16 protein-coding genes are annotated in these 18,018 nt (G+C 66.2%); 11 read left to right on the top strand and 5 right to left on the bottom strand.

The genetic code is table 11. The features are described from left to right. Positions 1-129 precede the first annotated feature (129 nt). The gene (metK, locus tag BO996_RS26505; protein WP_012207402.1) at positions 130-1,311 is read right to left on the bottom strand and encodes a methionine adenosyltransferase; all 1,182 of its coding nucleotides are present in this window, start codon (positions 1,309-1,311) and stop codon (positions 130-132) included. A 136-nt stretch (positions 1,312-1,447) separates the two neighbouring features. Here metK and BO996_RS26500 point away from each other — a divergent pair, with 136 nt between their 5' ends. Together BO996_RS26500 and BO996_RS26495 are read left to right on the top strand one after the other, a co-directional pair. Continuing rightward, positions 1,448-2,299: a lysophospholipid acyltransferase family protein gene (locus BO996_RS26500; RefSeq protein WP_071956777.1), complete on the top strand. Its 852-nt coding sequence runs from the start codon at positions 1,448-1,450 to the stop codon at positions 2,297-2,299. Beyond that, the gene (locus BO996_RS26495) at positions 2,296-3,162 is read left to right on the top strand and encodes a lysophospholipid acyltransferase family protein (RefSeq protein WP_071956776.1); all 867 of its coding nucleotides are present in this window, start codon (positions 2,296-2,298) and stop codon (positions 3,160-3,162) included. The genes BO996_RS26500 and BO996_RS26495 overlap by 4 nt, the downstream gene beginning before the upstream one ends. Here BO996_RS26495 and BO996_RS26490 read toward each other — a convergent pair. From BO996_RS26490 to zwf, 3 genes are all read right to left on the bottom strand, one after another. Then, positions 3,156-4,067, bottom strand: a complete 912-nt coding sequence (locus BO996_RS26490) for an alpha/beta fold hydrolase (protein WP_071956775.1) — start codon at positions 4,065-4,067, stop codon at positions 3,156-3,158. The two genes, BO996_RS26495 and BO996_RS26490, sit on opposite strands and share 7 nt — an antisense overlap. A gap of 45 nt (positions 4,068-4,112) precedes the next feature. Beyond that, positions 4,113-4,865 (bottom strand): ribosome biogenesis GTP-binding protein YihA/YsxC, encoded by a 753-nt coding sequence (gene yihA, locus BO996_RS26485; protein ID WP_013800744.1) that lies wholly within the window; start codon positions 4,863-4,865, stop codon positions 4,113-4,115. Positions 4,866-5,088: 223 nt separating this feature from the next. Continuing rightward, entirely contained in the window at positions 5,089-6,543 is a 1,455-nt protein-coding gene (gene zwf / locus BO996_RS26480) for a glucose-6-phosphate dehydrogenase (RefSeq protein WP_071956774.1), read from the bottom strand. 140 nt (positions 6,544-6,683) lie between these two features. On the opposite strand from zwf, the gene pgi reads away from it, so the two are divergent. Then, entirely contained in the window at positions 6,684-8,246 is a 1,563-nt protein-coding gene (pgi, locus tag BO996_RS26475; RefSeq protein ID WP_071956773.1) for a glucose-6-phosphate isomerase, read from the top strand. Positions 8,247-8,281: 35 nt separating this feature from the next. On the opposite strand, the gene BO996_RS26470 is transcribed toward pgi, so the two are convergent. Further along, positions 8,282-9,184, bottom strand: coding sequence for an SMP-30/gluconolactonase/LRE family protein (locus BO996_RS26470; RefSeq protein ID WP_071956772.1), 903 nt, complete (start codon positions 9,182-9,184; stop codon positions 8,282-8,284). Between the two features lie 240 nt (positions 9,185-9,424). On the opposite strand from BO996_RS26470, the gene BO996_RS26465 reads away from it, so the two are divergent. The 8 genes from BO996_RS26465 to BO996_RS26430 all read left to right on the top strand — a co-directional run bounded on the left by BO996_RS26465 (position 9,425) and on the right by BO996_RS26430 (position 17,908). Further along, a complete protein-coding gene (locus BO996_RS26465; RefSeq protein ID WP_071956771.1) occupies positions 9,425-10,735 on the top strand; it encodes an ABC transporter substrate-binding protein in 1,311 nt (436 codons plus the stop codon). Continuing rightward, entirely contained in the window at positions 10,732-11,625 is an 894-nt protein-coding gene (locus tag BO996_RS26460) for a carbohydrate ABC transporter permease (RefSeq protein WP_071956770.1), read from the top strand. Before BO996_RS26465 ends, BO996_RS26460 begins: the two co-directional genes overlap by 4 nt. A gap of 7 nt (positions 11,626-11,632) precedes the next feature. Further along, a complete protein-coding gene (locus tag BO996_RS26455) occupies positions 11,633-12,451 on the top strand; it encodes a carbohydrate ABC transporter permease (protein ID WP_012207392.1) in 819 nt (272 codons plus the stop codon). A gap of 45 nt (positions 12,452-12,496) precedes the next feature. After that, on the top strand, positions 12,497-13,555 hold the full coding sequence (locus BO996_RS26450; RefSeq protein WP_063328283.1) for an ABC transporter ATP-binding protein: 1,059 nt from the start codon (positions 12,497-12,499) through the stop codon (positions 13,553-13,555). A gap of 64 nt (positions 13,556-13,619) precedes the next feature. Then, the gene (dalD, locus tag BO996_RS26445) at positions 13,620-15,044 is read left to right on the top strand and encodes a D-arabinitol 4-dehydrogenase (RefSeq protein WP_071956769.1); all 1,425 of its coding nucleotides are present in this window, start codon (positions 13,620-13,622) and stop codon (positions 15,042-15,044) included. 5 nt (positions 15,045-15,049) lie between these two features. Further along, on the top strand, positions 15,050-15,994 hold the full coding sequence (locus tag BO996_RS26440; RefSeq protein ID WP_071956768.1) for a carbohydrate kinase family protein: 945 nt from the start codon (positions 15,050-15,052) through the stop codon (positions 15,992-15,994). 54 nt (positions 15,995-16,048) lie between these two features. After that, positions 16,049-16,981, top strand: a complete 933-nt coding sequence (locus tag BO996_RS26435) for an AraC family transcriptional regulator (protein WP_016450966.1) — start codon at positions 16,049-16,051, stop codon at positions 16,979-16,981. A 276-nt stretch (positions 16,982-17,257) separates the two neighbouring features. Beyond that, complete coding sequence (locus BO996_RS26430) at positions 17,258-17,908, top strand: c-type cytochrome (RefSeq protein ID WP_034397008.1); 651 nt, start codon at positions 17,258-17,260, stop codon at positions 17,906-17,908. Positions 17,909-18,018 lie beyond the last annotated feature (110 nt).

The raw sequence follows: 18,018 nt of genomic DNA, 5'->3' as shown, positions 1-18,018 counted from the left end.
CTGTTGCGCCAGTTTGGTGCGAGTATTGCGAGAAGGCCTGCGATGAAAAAAGCCCCATGTGCGGCACAGCGCAACATGGGGCCAAAGGCCATCCGTTAGATGGGCGCACGAGCGCCCCTGGCATTTTGCTTACAGGCCGGCTGCAGCGCGCAGCACGGCTGCCTTGTCCGTCCGCTCCCAGGTGAATTCGGGCTCTTCACGGCCGAAGTGGCCGTAGGCGGCGGTCTTGCTGTAGATGGGGCGCAGCAGGTCCAGCATCTGGATGATGCCCTTGGGACGCAGGTCAAAGTGGGCGGCCACCAGCTTGGCGATCTCGGCGTCGGGGATGACGCCCGTGCCTTCGGTGTAGACCGTGATGTTCATCGGGCGTGCCACGCCGATGGCGTAGGCCACCTGGATCTGGCACTGGCGTGCCAGGCCGGCGGCCACGATGTTCTTGGCCACGTAGCGCGCGGCGTAGGCGGCGCTGCGGTCCACCTTGGTCGGGTCCTTGCCGCTGAAGGCGCCGCCACCATGGGGGCAGGCACCGCCGTAGGTGTCGACGATGATCTTGCGGCCGGTCAGGCCGCAATCGCCCTGGGGGCCGCCGACAACGAAGCGTCCCGTGGGGTTGATCAGGTACTTGGTGTCCTGCAGCCACTCGGAGGGCAGCACGGGCTTGATGATTTCCTCGATGATGGCTTCGGTGAAGCTGGCCTTCATCTTGGTGGCGGTTTCCGACTGGTCGGGGCTGTGCTGGGTGGACAGCACCACGGTGTCGATGCTGTGGGGCTTGCCGTCCACATAGCGCATGGTCACCTGGCTCTTGGCGTCGGGGCGCAGGAAGGGCAGACGGCCGTCCTTGCGCAGCTGGGCCTGTCGCTCGACGAGGCGGTGCGCGTAGTAGATGGGCGCGGGCATCAGCTCGGGCGTCTCGTCGCAGGCGTAGCCGAACATCAGGCCCTGGTCGCCGGCGCCGGTGTTGAGCTCGTCATCGCTGGCCTTGTCCACGCCCTGGGCGATGTCCTGGCTTTGCTTGTCGTAGGCCACGAGCACGGCGCAGCCCTTGTAGTCGATGCCGTAGTCGGTGTTGTCGTAGCCGATGCGCTTGATGGTGTCGCGTGCGACCTGGATGTAGTCGACGTTTGCGCCGGTGGTGATCTCACCTGCCAAAACCACCAGACCCGTGTTGGTCAGCGTCTCGGCCGCAACGCGGCTGTACGGGTCTTGGGCGAAAATGGCGTCCAGGATCGCGTCAGAGATCTGGTCAGCCACCTTGTCCGGATGGCCTTCAGAGACGGATTCCGAGGTGAAAAGAAAATCGTTCGCCATATGAATAAACTCCTTGGTTGCAGCTTTTTTGCTGGGCGCTGCCCAAGCTGCAGGAGCTCTGGCGAACGCTTTAGCAGAAATTGTTTAACGTCGCTCTGCAAGTTGCTCAGTTAACTCAGCGACACCCATCATTTTAATGCCATCCCTGTTCCGACTGTTTGCTGCACTGCCTTTGTGGCTATTGCACCCCCTTGGCGCGCTGATGGGCTGGGTGGCGTTCGCCGCTTCGGCCACGTACCGGCGCCGCTTTCTGGCCAACGCCCGGCAGGCCGGCTACGGCCTCGGCGCCGTGGCGCCGGCCGTGGGACACGCGGGGCGCATGGTGGCGGAGCTGCCGCGCATGTGGATGGGCAGGCAGCCGAGCTGCGAGATGCTCAACGAGGAATGCGTGCGCCGGGCCTACGCGGCCGGGCGCGGCATCATCTTTCTGACGCCGCATCTGGGCTGCTTCGAGCTGTCGGTGCAGCATGCAGCGCGGCAATGGTCGGCCGAGCATGGCGAGATCACCATTCTCTACCGCCCCGCGCGCCAGCCCTGGCTGGCCCGCGTCATGGAGACGGCGCGCAACCGCCCCGGCGTGCAGGCTGTGCCTACCACGCTGGCTGGCGTGCGCCAGATGATCAAGGCGCTGCGCAAGGGCGCGGCTGTGGGGCTGCTGCCAGACCAGGTTCCGCCCGAGGGGCAGGGCGTCTGGTCGCCGTTCTTCGGCCGTGATGCCTATACGATGACGCTGGCGGCGCGCCTGGCGTTGCAGACGGGGGCCGCGGTGATCGTGGCCCGTTGTGAGCGCTTGTCCTGGGGGCGGGGCTATGCGCTGTATCTTGAGGAGTTGCCCGTGCCCTTGTCCGAGAATCTGGAAGCTGCGGTGCAGCAGATCAACGAGGCGATGGAACACACCATCCGCCAATGCCCGCAGCAGTACCTGTGGGGCTATGCGCGCTACAAGCAGCCGCGCCGTGAAGCAGCTGCCGGCGAGGTGGGTGCATGAGCGGGCGCATCGGCGTGTGGCTGATGCGGTCGCTGGCTTGGATGCCGCTGCCGTGGCTGCGGGGGCTGGGTGCGTTTCTGGGGCGTGTGCTGTTCGTGCTGGCGGCGCCGCGCCGCAAGGTGGCGCTGCGCAATCTGGAACTGTGCTTTCCAGAGCTGACCGAGGCGCAGCGCGTGGAGCTGGCGCGCAGCAACTTCATCGTTTTTTGCCAGACCTGGCTGGACCGCAGCTGGCTGTGGGCCGCGCCGCGCGAGGTGGTGGCCGAGCGCGTGAAGCTGCAGGGCGCCGTGCATGAGCTCGACGGCGATACGCCCACCATCCTGTTCGCGCCGCATTTCTACAGCATGGACGCGGGTGGCCTGGCGCTGCCGCTGCACACCACGCGGCCCTTCACCTCGATTTTCTCCACCCACCCGGACCCTGCGGTCGATGAGTGGTTCATGTCGGGGCGCCAGCGCTTTGGCGACGTGCGCATGCTCAACCGCGCCGACGGGGTCAAGCCCATTATCTCCAGCCTGCGCAAGGGCGGGCTGCTGTACCTTTTGCCCGACATGGACTTCGGCCGCAACGACTCGGTCTTCGTGCCCTTCTTCGGCGTGAACGCGGCCACCATCCCCTCGCTGTCGCGCTTTGCACGCCTGGGCCGGGCCAAGGTGCTGGGCATGTATACGCGCATGACGCCCACGGGCTACGTGGCCGAGATCACGCCGGCCTGGACGGACTTTCCCACCGACGATGCCGAGGCCGACACGGCACGCATGAACCGCGAGTTGGAAGCGGCGATTCGCACCATGCCCGACCAGTACTACTGGGTGCACAGGCGCTTCAAGACCCGGCCCGAGGGCGAGCTTTCGGTCTACTGAACGGGGCGGGACAGGAACTGCTCCAGCGCTTGCCGCACCGCATCGGGCTGCTCGTGCACGACCCAGTGCGAAGTGCCTGCCAGGTGCTGCACCGTCAGGCGCGGCACCCACGGCTCCAGACCTTCGACCAAGGCAGGCTGCAGCGCCGGGTCGCTGTCGCCCCAGAGCACATGCGTGGGCACGCCGATGTCCAGCATCTCGGGCGGCAGCCTCAGGTTGCGCAGTGCGTCGGCTGAGTCCGGATCTTCGGGCCGGGGCGGCACCAGGGGACTGGCGCCGTAGTAGTGGCAGGAGCCTTGCACGCCCAGGTCCCAGTGCTCGCGGTAGCGCTGCTTCAACTGCGGCGTGAGCCATCCGGGCAACTCGCCCTGCGGTGTGCGGAAAAATCCCAGCATGCGCTGCCAGCCGTTGTCGGCCAGCAGGGCGGGCGCGTCGGGGCGGCGCAGGAAATGCATGTACTGGCTTGCGGCCTGCTGCACGGGGTTGTCCAGCAACTCGCGCAGAAAGGCGCCTGGATGCGGGGCGTTGAGGATCATCAGCCGCTGCATCAGCCCGGGATGGCGATTGGCCAGACCCCAGGCCAGGGCACCGCCCCAGTCGTGGGCGATCACGCAGGCTGCGGGTGCGCCAGGGCTTTCGATGGCGATCAGCGCCGCCAGATCCTGCAGCAGGTGCTTGGCCTTGTACTGCTCCACGCCGGCGGGCTGGCTGGAATGGCCAAAGCCCCGCAGATCGGGGGCGACGCAACGCCATTGCGTGCCGAACTGCTCCAGCATGCCTTCCCAGATGAAGCTGCCCTCGGGAAAGCCGTGCAGGAACAGCAGCAACGGCCGGCCGGGTTCGCCGCTGACGCGGCAGTGCAGATGGATGCCGTGAGGCAGCTCACGAATGCAGGTGGTCACCATGTTGCGCTCCTTGCGGGGCGCTGGCTACACGAGCGCCTCCGGGCGCTAATCTTGGGGGCTGTCGCTCTCGCCGGGCGTCGCGGCTGCGACGTCCGCCTGCGGTGCAGCAGCGGCCGGCTGGGCCAGCCCTTCGGGATGGCTCCAGTGCCACAGCAGCTGGGCCACCTCGTCCACACCCTGCTTCTTCAGCGCGGAGAACATGCGCACCTCGCCACCGCCGGCATTGAGCCGCGTGATGGACAGCACCTTGGCCTGCTCGGCGCGCGTGAGCTTGTCGGCCTTGGTCAGCAGCACGAGGAACTTCAGGCCCTCCTGCACGCGCGGGCGCAGGGCATCGAGCAAGGCTTCGTCGAGTTCGGTCAGGCCCAGTCGCGGATCGCACAGCAGCACGATGCCCGTCAGGCTCTCGCGGCTGACCAGATAGTTCAGCATCACGCGCTGCCAGCGCTGCTTGTCCGTGCGCGACACGGCGGCGTAGCCGTAGCCGGGCAGATCGGCCAGCACGGCGTCGGTCACGCCCTGCTTGCCCAGGGAGAACAGGTTGATGTGCTGCGTGCGGCCGGGCTTCTTCGAGGCGAAGGCCAGCTGCTTTTGCTGCGTCAGCGTGTTGATGCAGGTGGACTTGCCGGCATTGGAGCGGCCCACGAACGCGATCTCGGGCACATCGACTTTGGGAAGATGGTGCAGTTGCGCAGCCGTCGTCAAAAAGCGCGTCGTGTGCATCCATCCCATGGCGAGCTTGGGATCGATCAGGGAGGAAGTGGGGGCGGCATCGGCAGCCGGCGCAGCAGGATTCATGGTGTGGTCAGTCTCTCGGGGCCTCATTGTAGGTTCCCCCATGATCCAGCGTTTCTCACGGGCCATATGCCAACTGCGTGGAACCATATGCAGGCGCGGCGCAGGAAGCTGGCGCTGTCAGGCGAGAGACGCCGAGCAAGAGCCGCCTCGCGGCGAGGGCGTCGTTCCCCTCCCTCGCGTAGCGAGTAGAGAGGGGGAAGGCGCGAAGCGCCTCAGGGGGTGCCTAAACCTCCTCGCTCCAACAAAACCCATCCCGCGCAATCATCGCGCTGGCCGCGCTGGGCCCCCAGCCGCCAGCCGCATAGCCGCGCGGCCCCGAGAGATCGTTGCGCCAGTGCTGCAGTATGGGTTCCACCCAGCGCCAGGCCTGTTCCTGCTCGTCGCTGCGCACGAACAGGTTCAGCCGCCCGGCGATCACGTCCAGCAGCAGGCGTTCGTAGGCGCCCACGCGCTTGGCGCCGAAACGCTGGTCGAAGTCCAGGTTCAGGTGCACGGGAGCCAGCGAAGGCTCGGCCTGCTGCTGGGTGGCGCCCTGGGCCAGCAGATGCAGCTCCAGGCCGTCCTTGGGCTGCAGGTTGATGACCAGCCGGTTGGCTTCGGACAGGGGCGAGCGGAAGATGGGATGGGGCACGGGCCGGAAGTTCACGACGATGCGCGCATCCCGTCCTGCCAGCCGCTTGCCGGTGCGGATGTAGAAGGGCACGCCGGCCCAGCGCCAGTTGCAGATCTCGGTGCGCAGGGCGACGAAGGTCTCGGTCTGGCTGCCGGCCGCCACGCCTTTCTCTTGCTGGTAGGCGGGCACGGGCTGGCCCTGGCTGGCGCCGGCCAGATACTGGCCGCGCACCACGTGCTGGCTCAGGGTTTCCGGCGTCCAGGGCTTGAGCGACTGCAGCACCTTGAGCTTTTCGTCGCGGATGGCGTGGGCCGAGGCGTTGATCGGCGGCTCCATGCCGATGGCGCACAGCAGTTGCAGGGCATGGTTTTGCACCATGTCGCGCAGCGCGCCGGTCTGGTCGTAGAAGGCGCCCCGGCTTTCCACGCCCAGTTCCTCGGCAATGGTGATCTGGATGTTGGCAATGGTCTCGCGCCGCCACAGCGGCTCGAACAGTGCGTTGCCGAAGCGCAGTGCCAGCAGGTTCTGGACCGAGGGCTTGCCCAGGTAGTGGTCTATGCGAAACACCTGCTCTTCGCGCAGGACCTTGCGCAGCGTGGCGTTGATGGCCTGGTTGGAGGCCAGGTCGTGGCCCAGCGGCTTTTCCAGCACCACGCGCGTCTGCGGGCCATTCAGGCCCACGGCGGCGATCTGCTCGCAGACCGTGGTGAACAGGCTGGGCGCAGTGGCCAGGTACATCACCACCGTCTCGGCACCGCGCGTGTTCAGCGCCGTGGCCAGGCGCTCGTAGTCGGCGGGTTGCGACAGGTCCATGCGCAGGTAGTGCAGCAAGGCCGCGAAACGCGAGAACTCCTCCGGACTGGGGCGCTTGGACAGTTCCACCTTTTCGAAGCGGCCCTGGATGAGAGCGCGGTACTGGTCGTCACTCAGATCATCGCGACCCACGCACAGGATGCGTCCCCCCTCGGGGAGGGTGCCGTGGCGGAACGCCTGGAACAGCGCGGGCATCAGCTTGCGCCATGCGAGATCACCCGTGCCACCGAACAAAACCAGATCGAAACCCATGCTGTCTCCACAAGTTGATGTGTCTATTTTTTGGTAACTTGGTTACCAAAATTTTGAAGAATCGGATAAATTATAGGAAGGTATTGAGGTTTTGTTCCAGAGATGTGTTGTCGATTTGGTAATCAGATTACTTTCATCCCATGCTGTCCGTCATTCCCCAGCCCCCGCGCTGCGACCATGCCACTGTCTGGCCTGCACTGCACCACCATGCCTTGGCCCTGCGCAAGGGCTTCGATCTGCGCCACGCCTTTGCCGATGATCCCGGCCGGTTCGCGCACTTCAGCCAGGAGGCGCCACACTGTTTTGCAGACCTGTCCAAGAACCTCTGGGATGCCCCGGCCGAGGCGCTGCTGTTGCGTCTGGCGCGCGAGTGCGCAGTGGAGCAGCAGCGCGATGCCATGTTCGCCGGCGAGCACGTCAACGGCAGCGAGGGCCGCGCCGTGCTGCATGCGCTGCTGCGCTGCCCGCGCGGCGAGTCGCCGCCGGGCCTTGCATGGGCCCTGGCCCAGGTGCACGAAACGCTGGATGCCATGCTGGCCTATGCCGAGCGCGTGAGGGCCGATGCCGGCATCACCGATGTGGTGTGCATGGGCATCGGCGGATCGGGCCTGGGGCAGCAGATGGCCGTGCAGGCGCTGCAGGGAATGTGCGATGCACGGCGGCGCATGCACTTCGTCTCCAACGTGGATGGGCATGAGCTGCAATCGGTGCTCGATGGGCTGCAGCCGCGCAGCACGCTGTTCATCGTGGCCTCCAAGGTCTTCAACACGCAGGAGACGCTGACCAATGCGCGCAGCGCACTGCAATGGTTCCATGCGCAGGGCGGTGAAGATGTGGCGCGGCATTTCGTGGCGCTGACGACCAATGCCTCGGCGGCTGCGCAGATGGGCATCACCACCACTTTCGGTTTCTGGGACTGGGTGGGCGGGCGCTATTCGCTGTGGTCGGCGATCGGGCTGCCCGTGGCCCTCGCCGTGGGAGCTGCGGCATTCCGCGACCTGCTGGCTGGCGCGCATGCCATGGACCACCATTTCCGCACGGCACCGCTGCAGGCCAACCTGCCCGTGCGCCTGGGCCTGCTCGATGTCTGGAACCGCAATCTGCTGGGCTTTGCCAGCCGCTGCATTGCGCCCTACCACGCAGGCCTGCGGCGCCTGCCGGCCTATCTGCAGCAACTGGAGATGGAGAGCAATGGCAAGCGCGTGGACCGCCAGGGCCGGCCGCTGGCGCTGGGCTCAGCCCCCGTGCTCTGGGGCGAGCCTGGTACGGATGGGCAGCATGCCTTCTTCCAGATGCTGCACCAGGGGACGGACATCGTGCCGCTGGAGATCATCGCCGTGCAGCGGCCGTCGCACGGCCTGCAGGGCCACCATGAGCAACTGCTGGCCAACGCCCTGGCCCAGGCCCAGGCCTTGATGCAGGGGCGTTCCTGCGATGATGGCCATCGCCACTTCCCGGGCAACCGGCCCAGTACCTTCGTACTGCTGGATGCGCTCACGCCGGCGGCGCTGGGTGCGCTGATCGCCTTGCAGGAGCACCGCGTGTTCGTGGCGGGCGCGCTGTGGGGCCTCAACAGCTTCGACCAGTGGGGGGTGGAACTGGGCAAGCTGCTGGCGAGGGACCTGCAGCAGCGCCTGGCCAGCGGCGATGTGGCGCAGCTCGATGCATCGACCGCAGGACTGCTGCAGCGCATGCGGGCCTGATGCCCCTGGCAACACGTTGCCGGGGTTGTGCAGGCTCAGGCTTCGTGGAAGCTGTTCACCGGCAGGCCCGGCACATCGACACGGCACTCCATCAGTGCGCCGGCAGGCACCTGCGCCGATCGCTCCGGATCGGGCCGGCCGTGTCCGGCCGAGGTGATGTACAGCGTGCGCAGGTCCTCCCCCCCAAAGCAGACCATGGTGGGGCAGCGCACGGGCGTGTCCAGGCGCTGCAGCACATCGCCCTCGGGACTCAGTTGCAGCACGCAGCCGCCTTCGTACATGGCCACCCAGTAGTTGCCCCGGACGTCGACGCTGGCGCCGTCGGGGCGGCCGCCATAGAGCCTGCCCTCGGCCTTGGGGGCGAAGGCCTTCCACAGAGAGCGCGTGCCCAGCGTGCCGGAGTCCAGGTCGAAGGCAAAGCGGTCTATGCGGTGGGCTGGCGTGTCTGCCCAGTACATCCAGTCGTCATCGGGGCTGAAGGCCAGGCCATTGGCCGTGGTGCAGTCGCCTGCCATGCGCTGAACGGCGTAGCCTCCGGCGCCGTCCGCGCGAAGGCACCACAGCGCGGCATCGGGCGCCGTCTTGGGCGAGAACAGTGACCCCGCCCACAGCCGCCCGGCGCGGTCGCAGCGCCCGTCGTTGAGCCGCAGCTGCTGCGGATCATGGTCCAGGCGGGCGATCATTTCGGTGTGTCCCGTGGCGGTGTCCAGCAGGCCGAAGCCGTCGCGCAGCCCCACCACGATGCGGCCCCGGTCCGTGGGAGCGCAGCAGCCCGGTTCGCTGGGCGTGGCCCAGCTGCGGTGCAGGCCTGTGGCGGGCTCCCAGGAATGGATGTGCCGGTCCTGGATATCGCACCAGTAGAGCCGGTGTTCCTGCGGGTGCCAGAAGGGGGACTCGCCGAGTGCACTCGGTGGAACAGGGATGCGCTGCACGGCCATGGTCTGCCTCGGAGATGCGGATGAGCGGAATTCTAGGAGTTCGGGACGCACCGCAGCAGCGGCAAATGGTTTGATGCATCGGCTAAGGGATATCACCGGCTTGGCTGCGCATAAAAGTATCGAAAGGCGCATCTGTCGTACCAGTCCAGGCACGAGGCCGTCGCCACAATGCCTCATCCGCAGCCGGGATGGGAGGCGCGGTGATCCAGCATTCGAAGACCAGGGAACAAGGAGACAAAAATGCACAGCTTGCTCAAGGCCAGCCTCACATGGGCCATGGCCACTGCCGCAGTGGGCGCACTCGCCGGCACCGAACTCGTGATCGCCACCGTGAACAACGGCCACATGATCGAGATGCAAAAGCTCACCCCCCGGTTCGAGAAGGCCCACCCCGACATCACGCTCAAATGGGTGACGCTGGAAGAAGGCGTGCTGCGCCAGCGCGTGACCACCGACATCGCCACCAAGGGCGGCCAGTTCGATGTGATGACCGTGGGCATCTACGAGGTGCCGATCTGGTCGAAGAAGGGCTGGCTGCAGCCCATTGCCACCGATGCCGCCTATGACGCGGCCGATTTGCTGCCCACCATCCGCGAAGGCCTGTCCTACGAAGGCAAGCTCTATGCCTCGCCCTTCTATGGCGAAGGCTCCATGCTCATGTACCGCAAGGACCTGGCCGACAAGGCGGGTTTTCAGATGCCGGACAAGCCCACCTGGGAGCAGGTCCGGGAGTTCGCCTCCAAGGTCCACGATCCCAAGGCCGGGGTCTACGGCATCTGCCTGCGCGGCAAGCCGGGCTGGGGGGACAACATGGCCCTGATCACCACCATGGCCAATACCTTCGGCGGCCAATGGTTCGACATGCAGTGGAAGCCGCAGATCGATACACCCGCCTGGAAGAAGGCCGTGGGTTTCTATGTGGACCTGATGAAGGCCTATGGCCCCCCGGGCGCCTCGGCCAACAGCTTCAATGAGAACCTGGCGCTGTTCAACGAGGGCAAGTGCGGCGCCTGGGTGGATGCGAGCATCGCCGCCTCCTTCGTGAGCGACCCCAAGCAATCCAAGGTGGCCGACAAGGTGGCCTATGCGGCCGCACCCATGGCCAGCACGCCCAAGGGATCGACCTGGCTGTGGACCTGGAACCTGGCCATTCCCTCCAGCTCGAAGAAGGCCGATGCGGCCCAGGTCTTCGTGAAGTGGGCCACCTCCAGGGAGTATGTGCAGTTGGTCGCGCAGGAGCACGGCTGGCGTGCCGTGCCCACAGGAACGCGCCAGTCCACCTATGCCAATGCCGAGTTCCAGAAGGTGGCGGGCTTTGCCGCAGCCGAGAAGCGGGCCATCGACAGCGTGAGCCTTACCGATGCGACCGAGCCCAAGTCGCCCTATGCCGGCGTGCAGTACGTCGCGATTCCAGAGTTCCAGGCCATTGGCATTGCAGTGGGCCAGCAGATGAGCGCCGCACTGTCGGGCAAGGTCACGGTGGAGCAGGCACTCAGTACCTCGCAGACGCTGGCCGAACGCGAGATGAGGAAAAGCGGCTACTACAAATGAGGGCCGATAGGACTCCCGACAGGGCAGCGTCCGCCAGGCGCCTGCTGCCCCGCGCCCTGATGGCGCCCGCCGTGGCCGTGCTGCTGTGCTGGATGCTCGTGCCCTTGTTGATGACGATTTATTTCTCGCTCGTCAACTACAACCTCATGCAGCCGGGCGAGCACCGCTTCGCCGGCTGGGACAACTACGTCTTCTTCATCACCGATCCGGACTTCCTGCCCGCCGTGTGGAACACGCTGAACTTCCTGGCCAGCGTGGTTCTGATCACCCTGGTGCTGGGCGTGCTGATCGCTTTGCTGATCAACGAGCCGTTTCCGGGGCGCGGCATCGTGCGGGTGATGCTGATCTCGCCGTTCTTCGTGATGTCCACGGTCAATGCGCTGCTGTGGAAGCACATGATGATGAACCCGATCTATGGCGTGCTGGCCAGCCTGTGGAGGGCCGTCGGACTGCAGCCCGTGGACTGGCTCACCGAGATGCCGCTGCTGTCCGTCATCGTCATGGTGTCCTGGCAATGGCTGCCCTTCGCCTGCCTGATCTTCATCACCTCGCTGCAGTCGCTGGACCGAGAACAGATGGAGGCGGCGCGCATGGATGGCGCCAACGCCCTGCAGCGCTTTTACTACCTCACGCTGCCCCATCTGGCGCGGCCCATGGCGGTGGTGGTGATGATCGAGATGATCTTCCTGCTCAGCGTGTTCGCCGAGATCGCCATCACCACGGCGGGCGGGCCCGGCAACGAGAGCACCAACCTGACCTACCTGATCTACAAGCAGTCGCTGATGAACTTCGACGTGGGCGTGGCCTCGGCCGGTGCACTGTTTGCCGTGGTGCTGGCCAACATCGTCTCCCTCTTCCTGATCCGCATCGTCGGCAAGAGCCTGGACTGAGGGCATGATGAAAACAAGTTCCTCCACCCTGGTGCGCGCCGCTGCCGCATGGGCCGTGGCACTGCTGCTGTTCTTTCCGCTGGCCTGGCTGTTCCTGACGGCCTTCAAGACGGAACTGCAGGCCATTGCCGTACCGCCGCTGTTCGTGTTCGAGCCCACGCTGGCCAACTTCGGCGAAGTGCAGCAGCGCAGCGACTACCTGCTGTATGCGCGCAATTCGCTGATCACCAGCCTGGCCTCGACCCTGATCGGCCTGGCCATCGCCGTGCCTGCTGCCTACTCCATGGCGTTCTTCCGCAGCCGCCACACGCGCGACGTGCTCATGTGGATGCTCTCGACCAAGATGATGCCGGCCGTGGGGGCCCTGCTGCCCATCTATGTGCTGGCGCAAGGGGCGGGCTTGCTGGATTCGCTCACCGTGCTGGTCATCGTCTTCACGCTGTCCAACCTGCCCATCATGGTCTGGATGCTCTACAGCGCGCTCAAGGACATCCCCAACGAGATCCTGGAAGCGGCGCGCATGGATGGCGCAGGCCTGTGGGCCGAGTTCCGCCATGTGGTGCTGCCGCTGGCGGTGGGCGGCATTGCCTCCACCGGGCTGCTGTGCCTGGTGCTGAGCTGGAACGAGGCCTTCTGGTCGCTGAACCTGAGCAGCGCCCGGGCCGGCACGCTGGCCACGCTGATCGCCTCGTATGCCAGCCCCGAAGGGCTGTTCTGGGCCAAGCTCTCGGCCGCTTCGCTGATCGCCATCGCCCCCATCGTGGTGTTTGGCTGGTTCAGCCAGAAGCAACTGGTGCAGGGCATGACCTTTGGCGCCGTCAAGTAGCCGTCCGGCATCCATTTCGCGGCTTTGTGCTGCACGAGGAAAACCATGGCCTATCTGCAACTTCAGGACATACGCAAGCGCTTCGGAGAGGCGCAGATCATCCGCGGCGTGGACCTCGCCATCGAGCGCGGCGAATTCATCGTCTTCGTCGGGCCTTCGGGCTGCGGCAAGTCCACGCTGCTGCGCCTGATCGCCGGGCTGGAGAGCATCACTTCGGGGCAGTTGCTGCTCGACGGGCGCGACATCACGCATGCGCCCTCGGGCGAGCGCGACCTGGCAATGGTGTTCCAGAGCTATGCGCTGTATCCGCACATGAGCGTGTACGACAACATGTCCTTCGCGCTGCGCCTGGCCGGCGTGCCGAAAGAGGAGATACGCCGAAAGGTCGGGCAGGCGGCCGAGACGCTCAACCTCACGCCCTATCTGGAACGCAAGCCGCGCGACCTGTCGGGCGGCCAGCGCCAGCGCGTGGCCATAGGCCGGGCCATCGTGCGTGCGCCCAAGGTGTTCCTGTTCGACGAGCCGCTGTCCAACCTCGATGCGGCTCTGCGCGGCAACACGCGGGTGGAAATCCACAAGCTGCACAAGGCGCTGGGCGCCACCACCATCTATGTCACCCATGACCAGGTCGAGGCCATGACCCTGGCCGACCGCGTGGTGGTGTTGCGCGATGGCTGCATCGAACAGGTGGGTGCACCCCTGGCGCTCTACGACCATCCGGCCAACCAGTTCGTTGCGCAGTTCATCGGCATGCCATCGATGAACCTGATCGCCGCCGGGGCACTGCCCGTGTTCTCCGGGGCCACGCAGGGCCGCCTGCCCGCCGACGGCACGCTGGGCATACGCCCCGAGGCCTTGCGCGTGGCCAGAGCGCAGGTCGCACCCGATGCCGCTGCACAGAGACAGGTCATGGGCCGCGTGGACCTGATCGAGGCCTTGGGTGCCGACACGCTGATCCATGTCAGCGTGGGCGGTGCGCAGCTCATCGCGCGCCAGGCCGAGCGCACGCCGCTGGCCGTGGGCGACGCGGTGTCCGTCGCGCTGGACACCGGCTGCGCACTGCACCTGTTCGACCGCCAGGGACGCACGCTGGCAGGCGCCTGAGCGCTTCGCTCCGAGAGGCTGCCCGGCGCAGTCATCCTTTCTTCCTCATCTCCCTCTGGTCACCATGAACGCGATTGTTCCGCATCTTTCCAGACCCACGGTGCTGCACCTGGGCCTGGGTTCCTTTCACCGTGCGCACCAGGCCGCCTATCAACAGCGGCTGATCGATGCAGGGGACACGCAATGGGAGCTGGTGGGGGCCAACCTGCGCTCCGACATGGCGCAGACGCTGGAGGCGCTGGCGCGCCAGGGAGGGGCTTACACACTGGAGACGATTGCGCCTGGCGGATCGGTGCGCTACCAACGCATCGAGGCCCTGCGCGAAGTGATCCCCCATGCGCCCGGGCTGGCCGCCGTGATTGCGCGCGGAGCCAGCCCCTGCACACGTGTCATCTCCCTCACCGTGACCGAGGCTGGCTACTACCTCGATGGCAGCGGCGTGCTGGACACCGGCAGCCCGGAGCTTGCAGCCGACATCGGCCGCATGCGCCAGGGGCAGGTCGGAGAGACGATCTATGGCGTGCTGTGCGCCATCCTGCAGTTGCGCCGCTGTGCACATGCCGGCCCGGTCACACTGCTGAGCTGCGACAACCTGCGCCACAACGGCGATCGCCTGTTGGCCGGCCTGCTGGCCTTCATGCAACTGGCGCAACTGCAGGAACTGGCCGAGTGGGCCGAGCACAACATCAGCTGCCCGAATGCCATGGTCGACCGCATCACCCCGCGCCCGCCGCCGGAGCTGCGCGAGCGCGTGCAGGCCGCGACGGGCTGGGACGATGCGGCCGCCGTGACGGCCGAAAGCTTTTCACAGTGGGTGATAGAGGACCGCTTCGTCGCAGGCCGCCCATCCTGGGAGCGCGTGGGCGTGGAGATGGTGCCCTCCGTGGCTCCCTACGAGGAGGCCAAGATCCGCATCCTCAACGCCAGCCACAGCTGCATTGCCTGGGCCGGCACGCTGGCGGGCCTGCGCTTCATCCACGAAGGCAGTGCCGTGCCGGCGATACGTCAGATGGCATGGGACTATGTGACGCAGGACGTGATTCCCTGCCTTGCAACACCCGGCAAGGCATCGGCCCTGGACCTGCCGGCCTACCGCGACACCGTGCTGGAACGCTTCGGCAACCCTGCGATACGCGACACCAACCAGCGCGTGGCGGCCGACGGCTTTGCCAAGATCCCGGGCTTCATCGCGCCCACGGTGCGCGAGCGCATCGCGCAGGGCGCGTCCATGGATGCCGTGGCCATGCTGCCGGCGCTGTTCCTGGTTTTTCTGCAGCGCTGGCACCATGACACATTGCCCTATGCCTACCAGGATCAGGCCATGGACCCCGCAGTGGCACACGCCATCTGCGCCGCCATCGACCCCGTGGCCGCGCTGTGTGCCGAAGTGCCCTTGTGGGGTGAGGCCGCGGGCCATCCGCATCTGGTGGAGGCGGTCCGCCGTGCCACAGACCGTGTCCATGCTTTTGTCCAACAGGCAGCGAGGTAGAACGCATGCGCATAGCCATCGCGGGCGAAGCCCTGATCGATTTCACCGCCACGGGCGGCCTTGCCTTCCAGGGCCATGAAGGAGGCGCGCCCGCCAACTGCGCCGTGGCCGCCGCGCGGCTCGGGCAGGCCACGGGCTTTGTCTCGCAACTGTCGCGCGATCTCTTCGGCGAGCGCCTTTTCGCGCACCTGCAGGGCAACGGCGTGGACATGCGCCTGGTGCAGCGCTGCGATGCGCCCAGCACGCTGGCCTTTGTCGAGCATGCGCAAGGCACCAACCGCTATGCCTTCTACACGCAGGCAACGGCGGACACGCTGTGGGCACCTGCCGAGCTGCCCGAGTTGCCGCCCGAATGCCGCTATCTGCAGTTCGGCTCCATCGCATTGCTGCACACCCCTGTCGGGCCGCGCATCCTGGACCTGGTGGCGGCTGAGCGCGGGCGGCGCATCATCGTCTTCGACCCGAACGTGCGGCCCACGCTGATCCGCGATGCCCAGGCCTTCCGGCGCGACTGCCTGGGCTGGCTGGCCCAGGCAGACCTGGTCAAGCTCAGCGATGAGGACCTGGCCTTTATCGCGCCCGGCGTTCCGGCGCTGGAGGCCGCCGCGCGCTGGCTGGCGCTGGGTCCCCGGGCCGTGGTGCTCACGCGCGGAGCGGCCGGCGCGACCTTGCTGCGTGCAGGACAGGCGCCTTTGTCGGTGCAGCCGCCGGCCGTGCAACTGGTGGATACCATCGGCGCGGGCGACACCTTTGGCGCGGCGCTGTCGGTTGCGCTGCTGGAGCAGGGTGTCGAGCAGCCGGGCCAGTTGCAGGAACTGCCCGAGAGCGCGTGGCGCCAGGTGCTGCGCTTTGCCGCAACGGCCGCAGCGCTCAACTGCACGCGCGCCGGTGCCCAGCCGCCCCGGCGCGCGGAACTCGATGCCGCGCTGGCAGCCCATTGCGGTGGATAGCCGCCGCTGGTGATACTGTTTGCCCATGGCCTCTCCAGAAACCTTCACGCCGCCATGACCAGCCCACGCCGCCGCACACCCCGCCAGCGTCACCCTGAACTGGAGCGCGATTTCGTGCGAACGCCCGCGCTGGGCTATGAGGATATGGAGGGCAGCGGCCTGGTGCGCTGCCTGGCACATGGTTTCCCAAGCCCCCTGGTGCGCTGGCATTTCCATGAGGAGTACGAGCTGCACCTCATCACCGACACCTCGGGCCGCGCCTTCGTGGGAGACTGGATAGGCCCCTTCGAGCCCGGCCACCTCGTGCTGTGCGGCCCGCGCCTGCCGCACAACTGGATCTCGTTCGATGCGCCCGATGGGGGCTCGCCTGCACGCGATTACGTGATCCTTTTCAACCACGACCCCATCGCCCGTGCGGCTGAGCAGATCCCGGAGATGCGCGAGGTGCTTCAACTGCTGGACCGTGCGCGCCATGGCATCGAGTTCTTCGGCTTGGCGCAGACGGCGCGCGCGCACTGGGATGCGGTCAGGAGTGCGCGCGGAATGCGCCGCTTCACGGCCTTTTGCGCGCTGCTGTCCGATCTGGCCGAGTGCACCGATTACCGGCTGCTGTCAGCCGTGCAGATGCAGGGCGCCCAGGGCGAGGCTCAGGTGGATCAGATCAACGAGGTGGTCAACCGCATCATGGCGCGCGTGAGCGAGCCGCTGAGCCTGGCCGACGTGGCGGCCGAGCTGGGCATGAGCGAGAGCCGCTTCAGCCGCTTCTTCCGCCGGGCCACGGGCAACAGCTTCACCGACTTCGTCAGCCGTGTACGCATCAACAGCGCATGCCACCTGCTCATGCAGACCGACAGCTTCATCGCCGACATCTGCTACCAGGTGGGCTTCAACAACGTGGCCAACTTCAACAGGCGCTTCCTGGAGATCAAGGGCATGACGCCCTCGGAGTTCCGCCGCCAGGCGGACAGCCGCTTCGGCGCGGGTTGAAGCGACGGGGAAGCGGAATCTGGCGCGCACGGGTGTGGTATTGCGCGCCACATGGGTAGAGCCCTTATTGCCGCGCTGGCACAGATCGATATGCTGGGCTGCGAAAAACATATGTTCAGCACCGAATCCGTGGCCAGTTTGTGACCACGATCAAGGAATATGTTTTCCTCTGTGCGCAGTGGCGAAACCAGGGTTCCTGACGATATCAATCACAGGGGACCCCATTGTAGAATCCGCCGAATTTTGCGCTTTCAACAACAGAACCACGCCCTCGATATGAAGTTGCTTGCCTCTTTGCTGACGGCTGCCATTCTTGCTGCAGCCCCCGCCTTTCCCGCTTTCTCCGCTGGCGAGGCACCTGCTGCCTCGGCACAGCCGAAGGCGGCCAAGGCCGACCTGGCGAAGGGCGAGGCCAGCTACACCGCCGTCTGCGCGGCATGCCATGCGGCCGACGGCAATTCCACCATCCCGCTGCAGCCCAAGCTGGCCGGCCAGCATCCCGAGTACCTGGTCAAGCAGTTGCTGGAGTTCAAGGGCGACAAGCGCAAGGACCCGGTGATGAAGGGCTTTGCCAGCATGCTCAGCGAGCCTGACATGAAGAACATCGCCGCCTGGCTGCACACGCAAAAGCCCAAGGACGGCTTTGCCAAGGACAAGGACCTGGTGGCCATGGGCGAGCGCATCTACCGCGGCGGCATCCAGGAGCGCAACATTGCTGCCTGCGCGGGCTGCCACAGCCCCAACGGCGCCGGCATTCCAGCCCAGTACCCGCGCCTGGCGGGCCAGCATGCCGACTACACCACGACCCAGCTCACGGCCTTCCGTGACGGCAAGCGCGGCAATAGCATTCAGATGACGCAGGTTGCTGCCAAGCTTAACGATCGCGAAATCAAGGCCGTGGCAGACTACATCGCTGGCCTGCGTTGATGCGATCCCGGGGCCGACGCGGTTCCCAGGGTAATCACCGGGAACCTATTGCTTTATAGACACCCCAAGCCAGGCGGGTCCATCGCATGAATGCAGATGGTCCCGCTTTT

The sequence above is a fragment of the Delftia sp. HK171 genome (assembly GCF_001886655.1).
Lineage (GTDB): Bacteria > Pseudomonadota > Gammaproteobacteria > Burkholderiales > Burkholderiaceae_C > Comamonas > Comamonas acidovorans.
The sequence above is the reverse complement of the archived record's forward strand: the minus strand, read 5'-3'. Positions and strand labels throughout refer to the sequence as shown.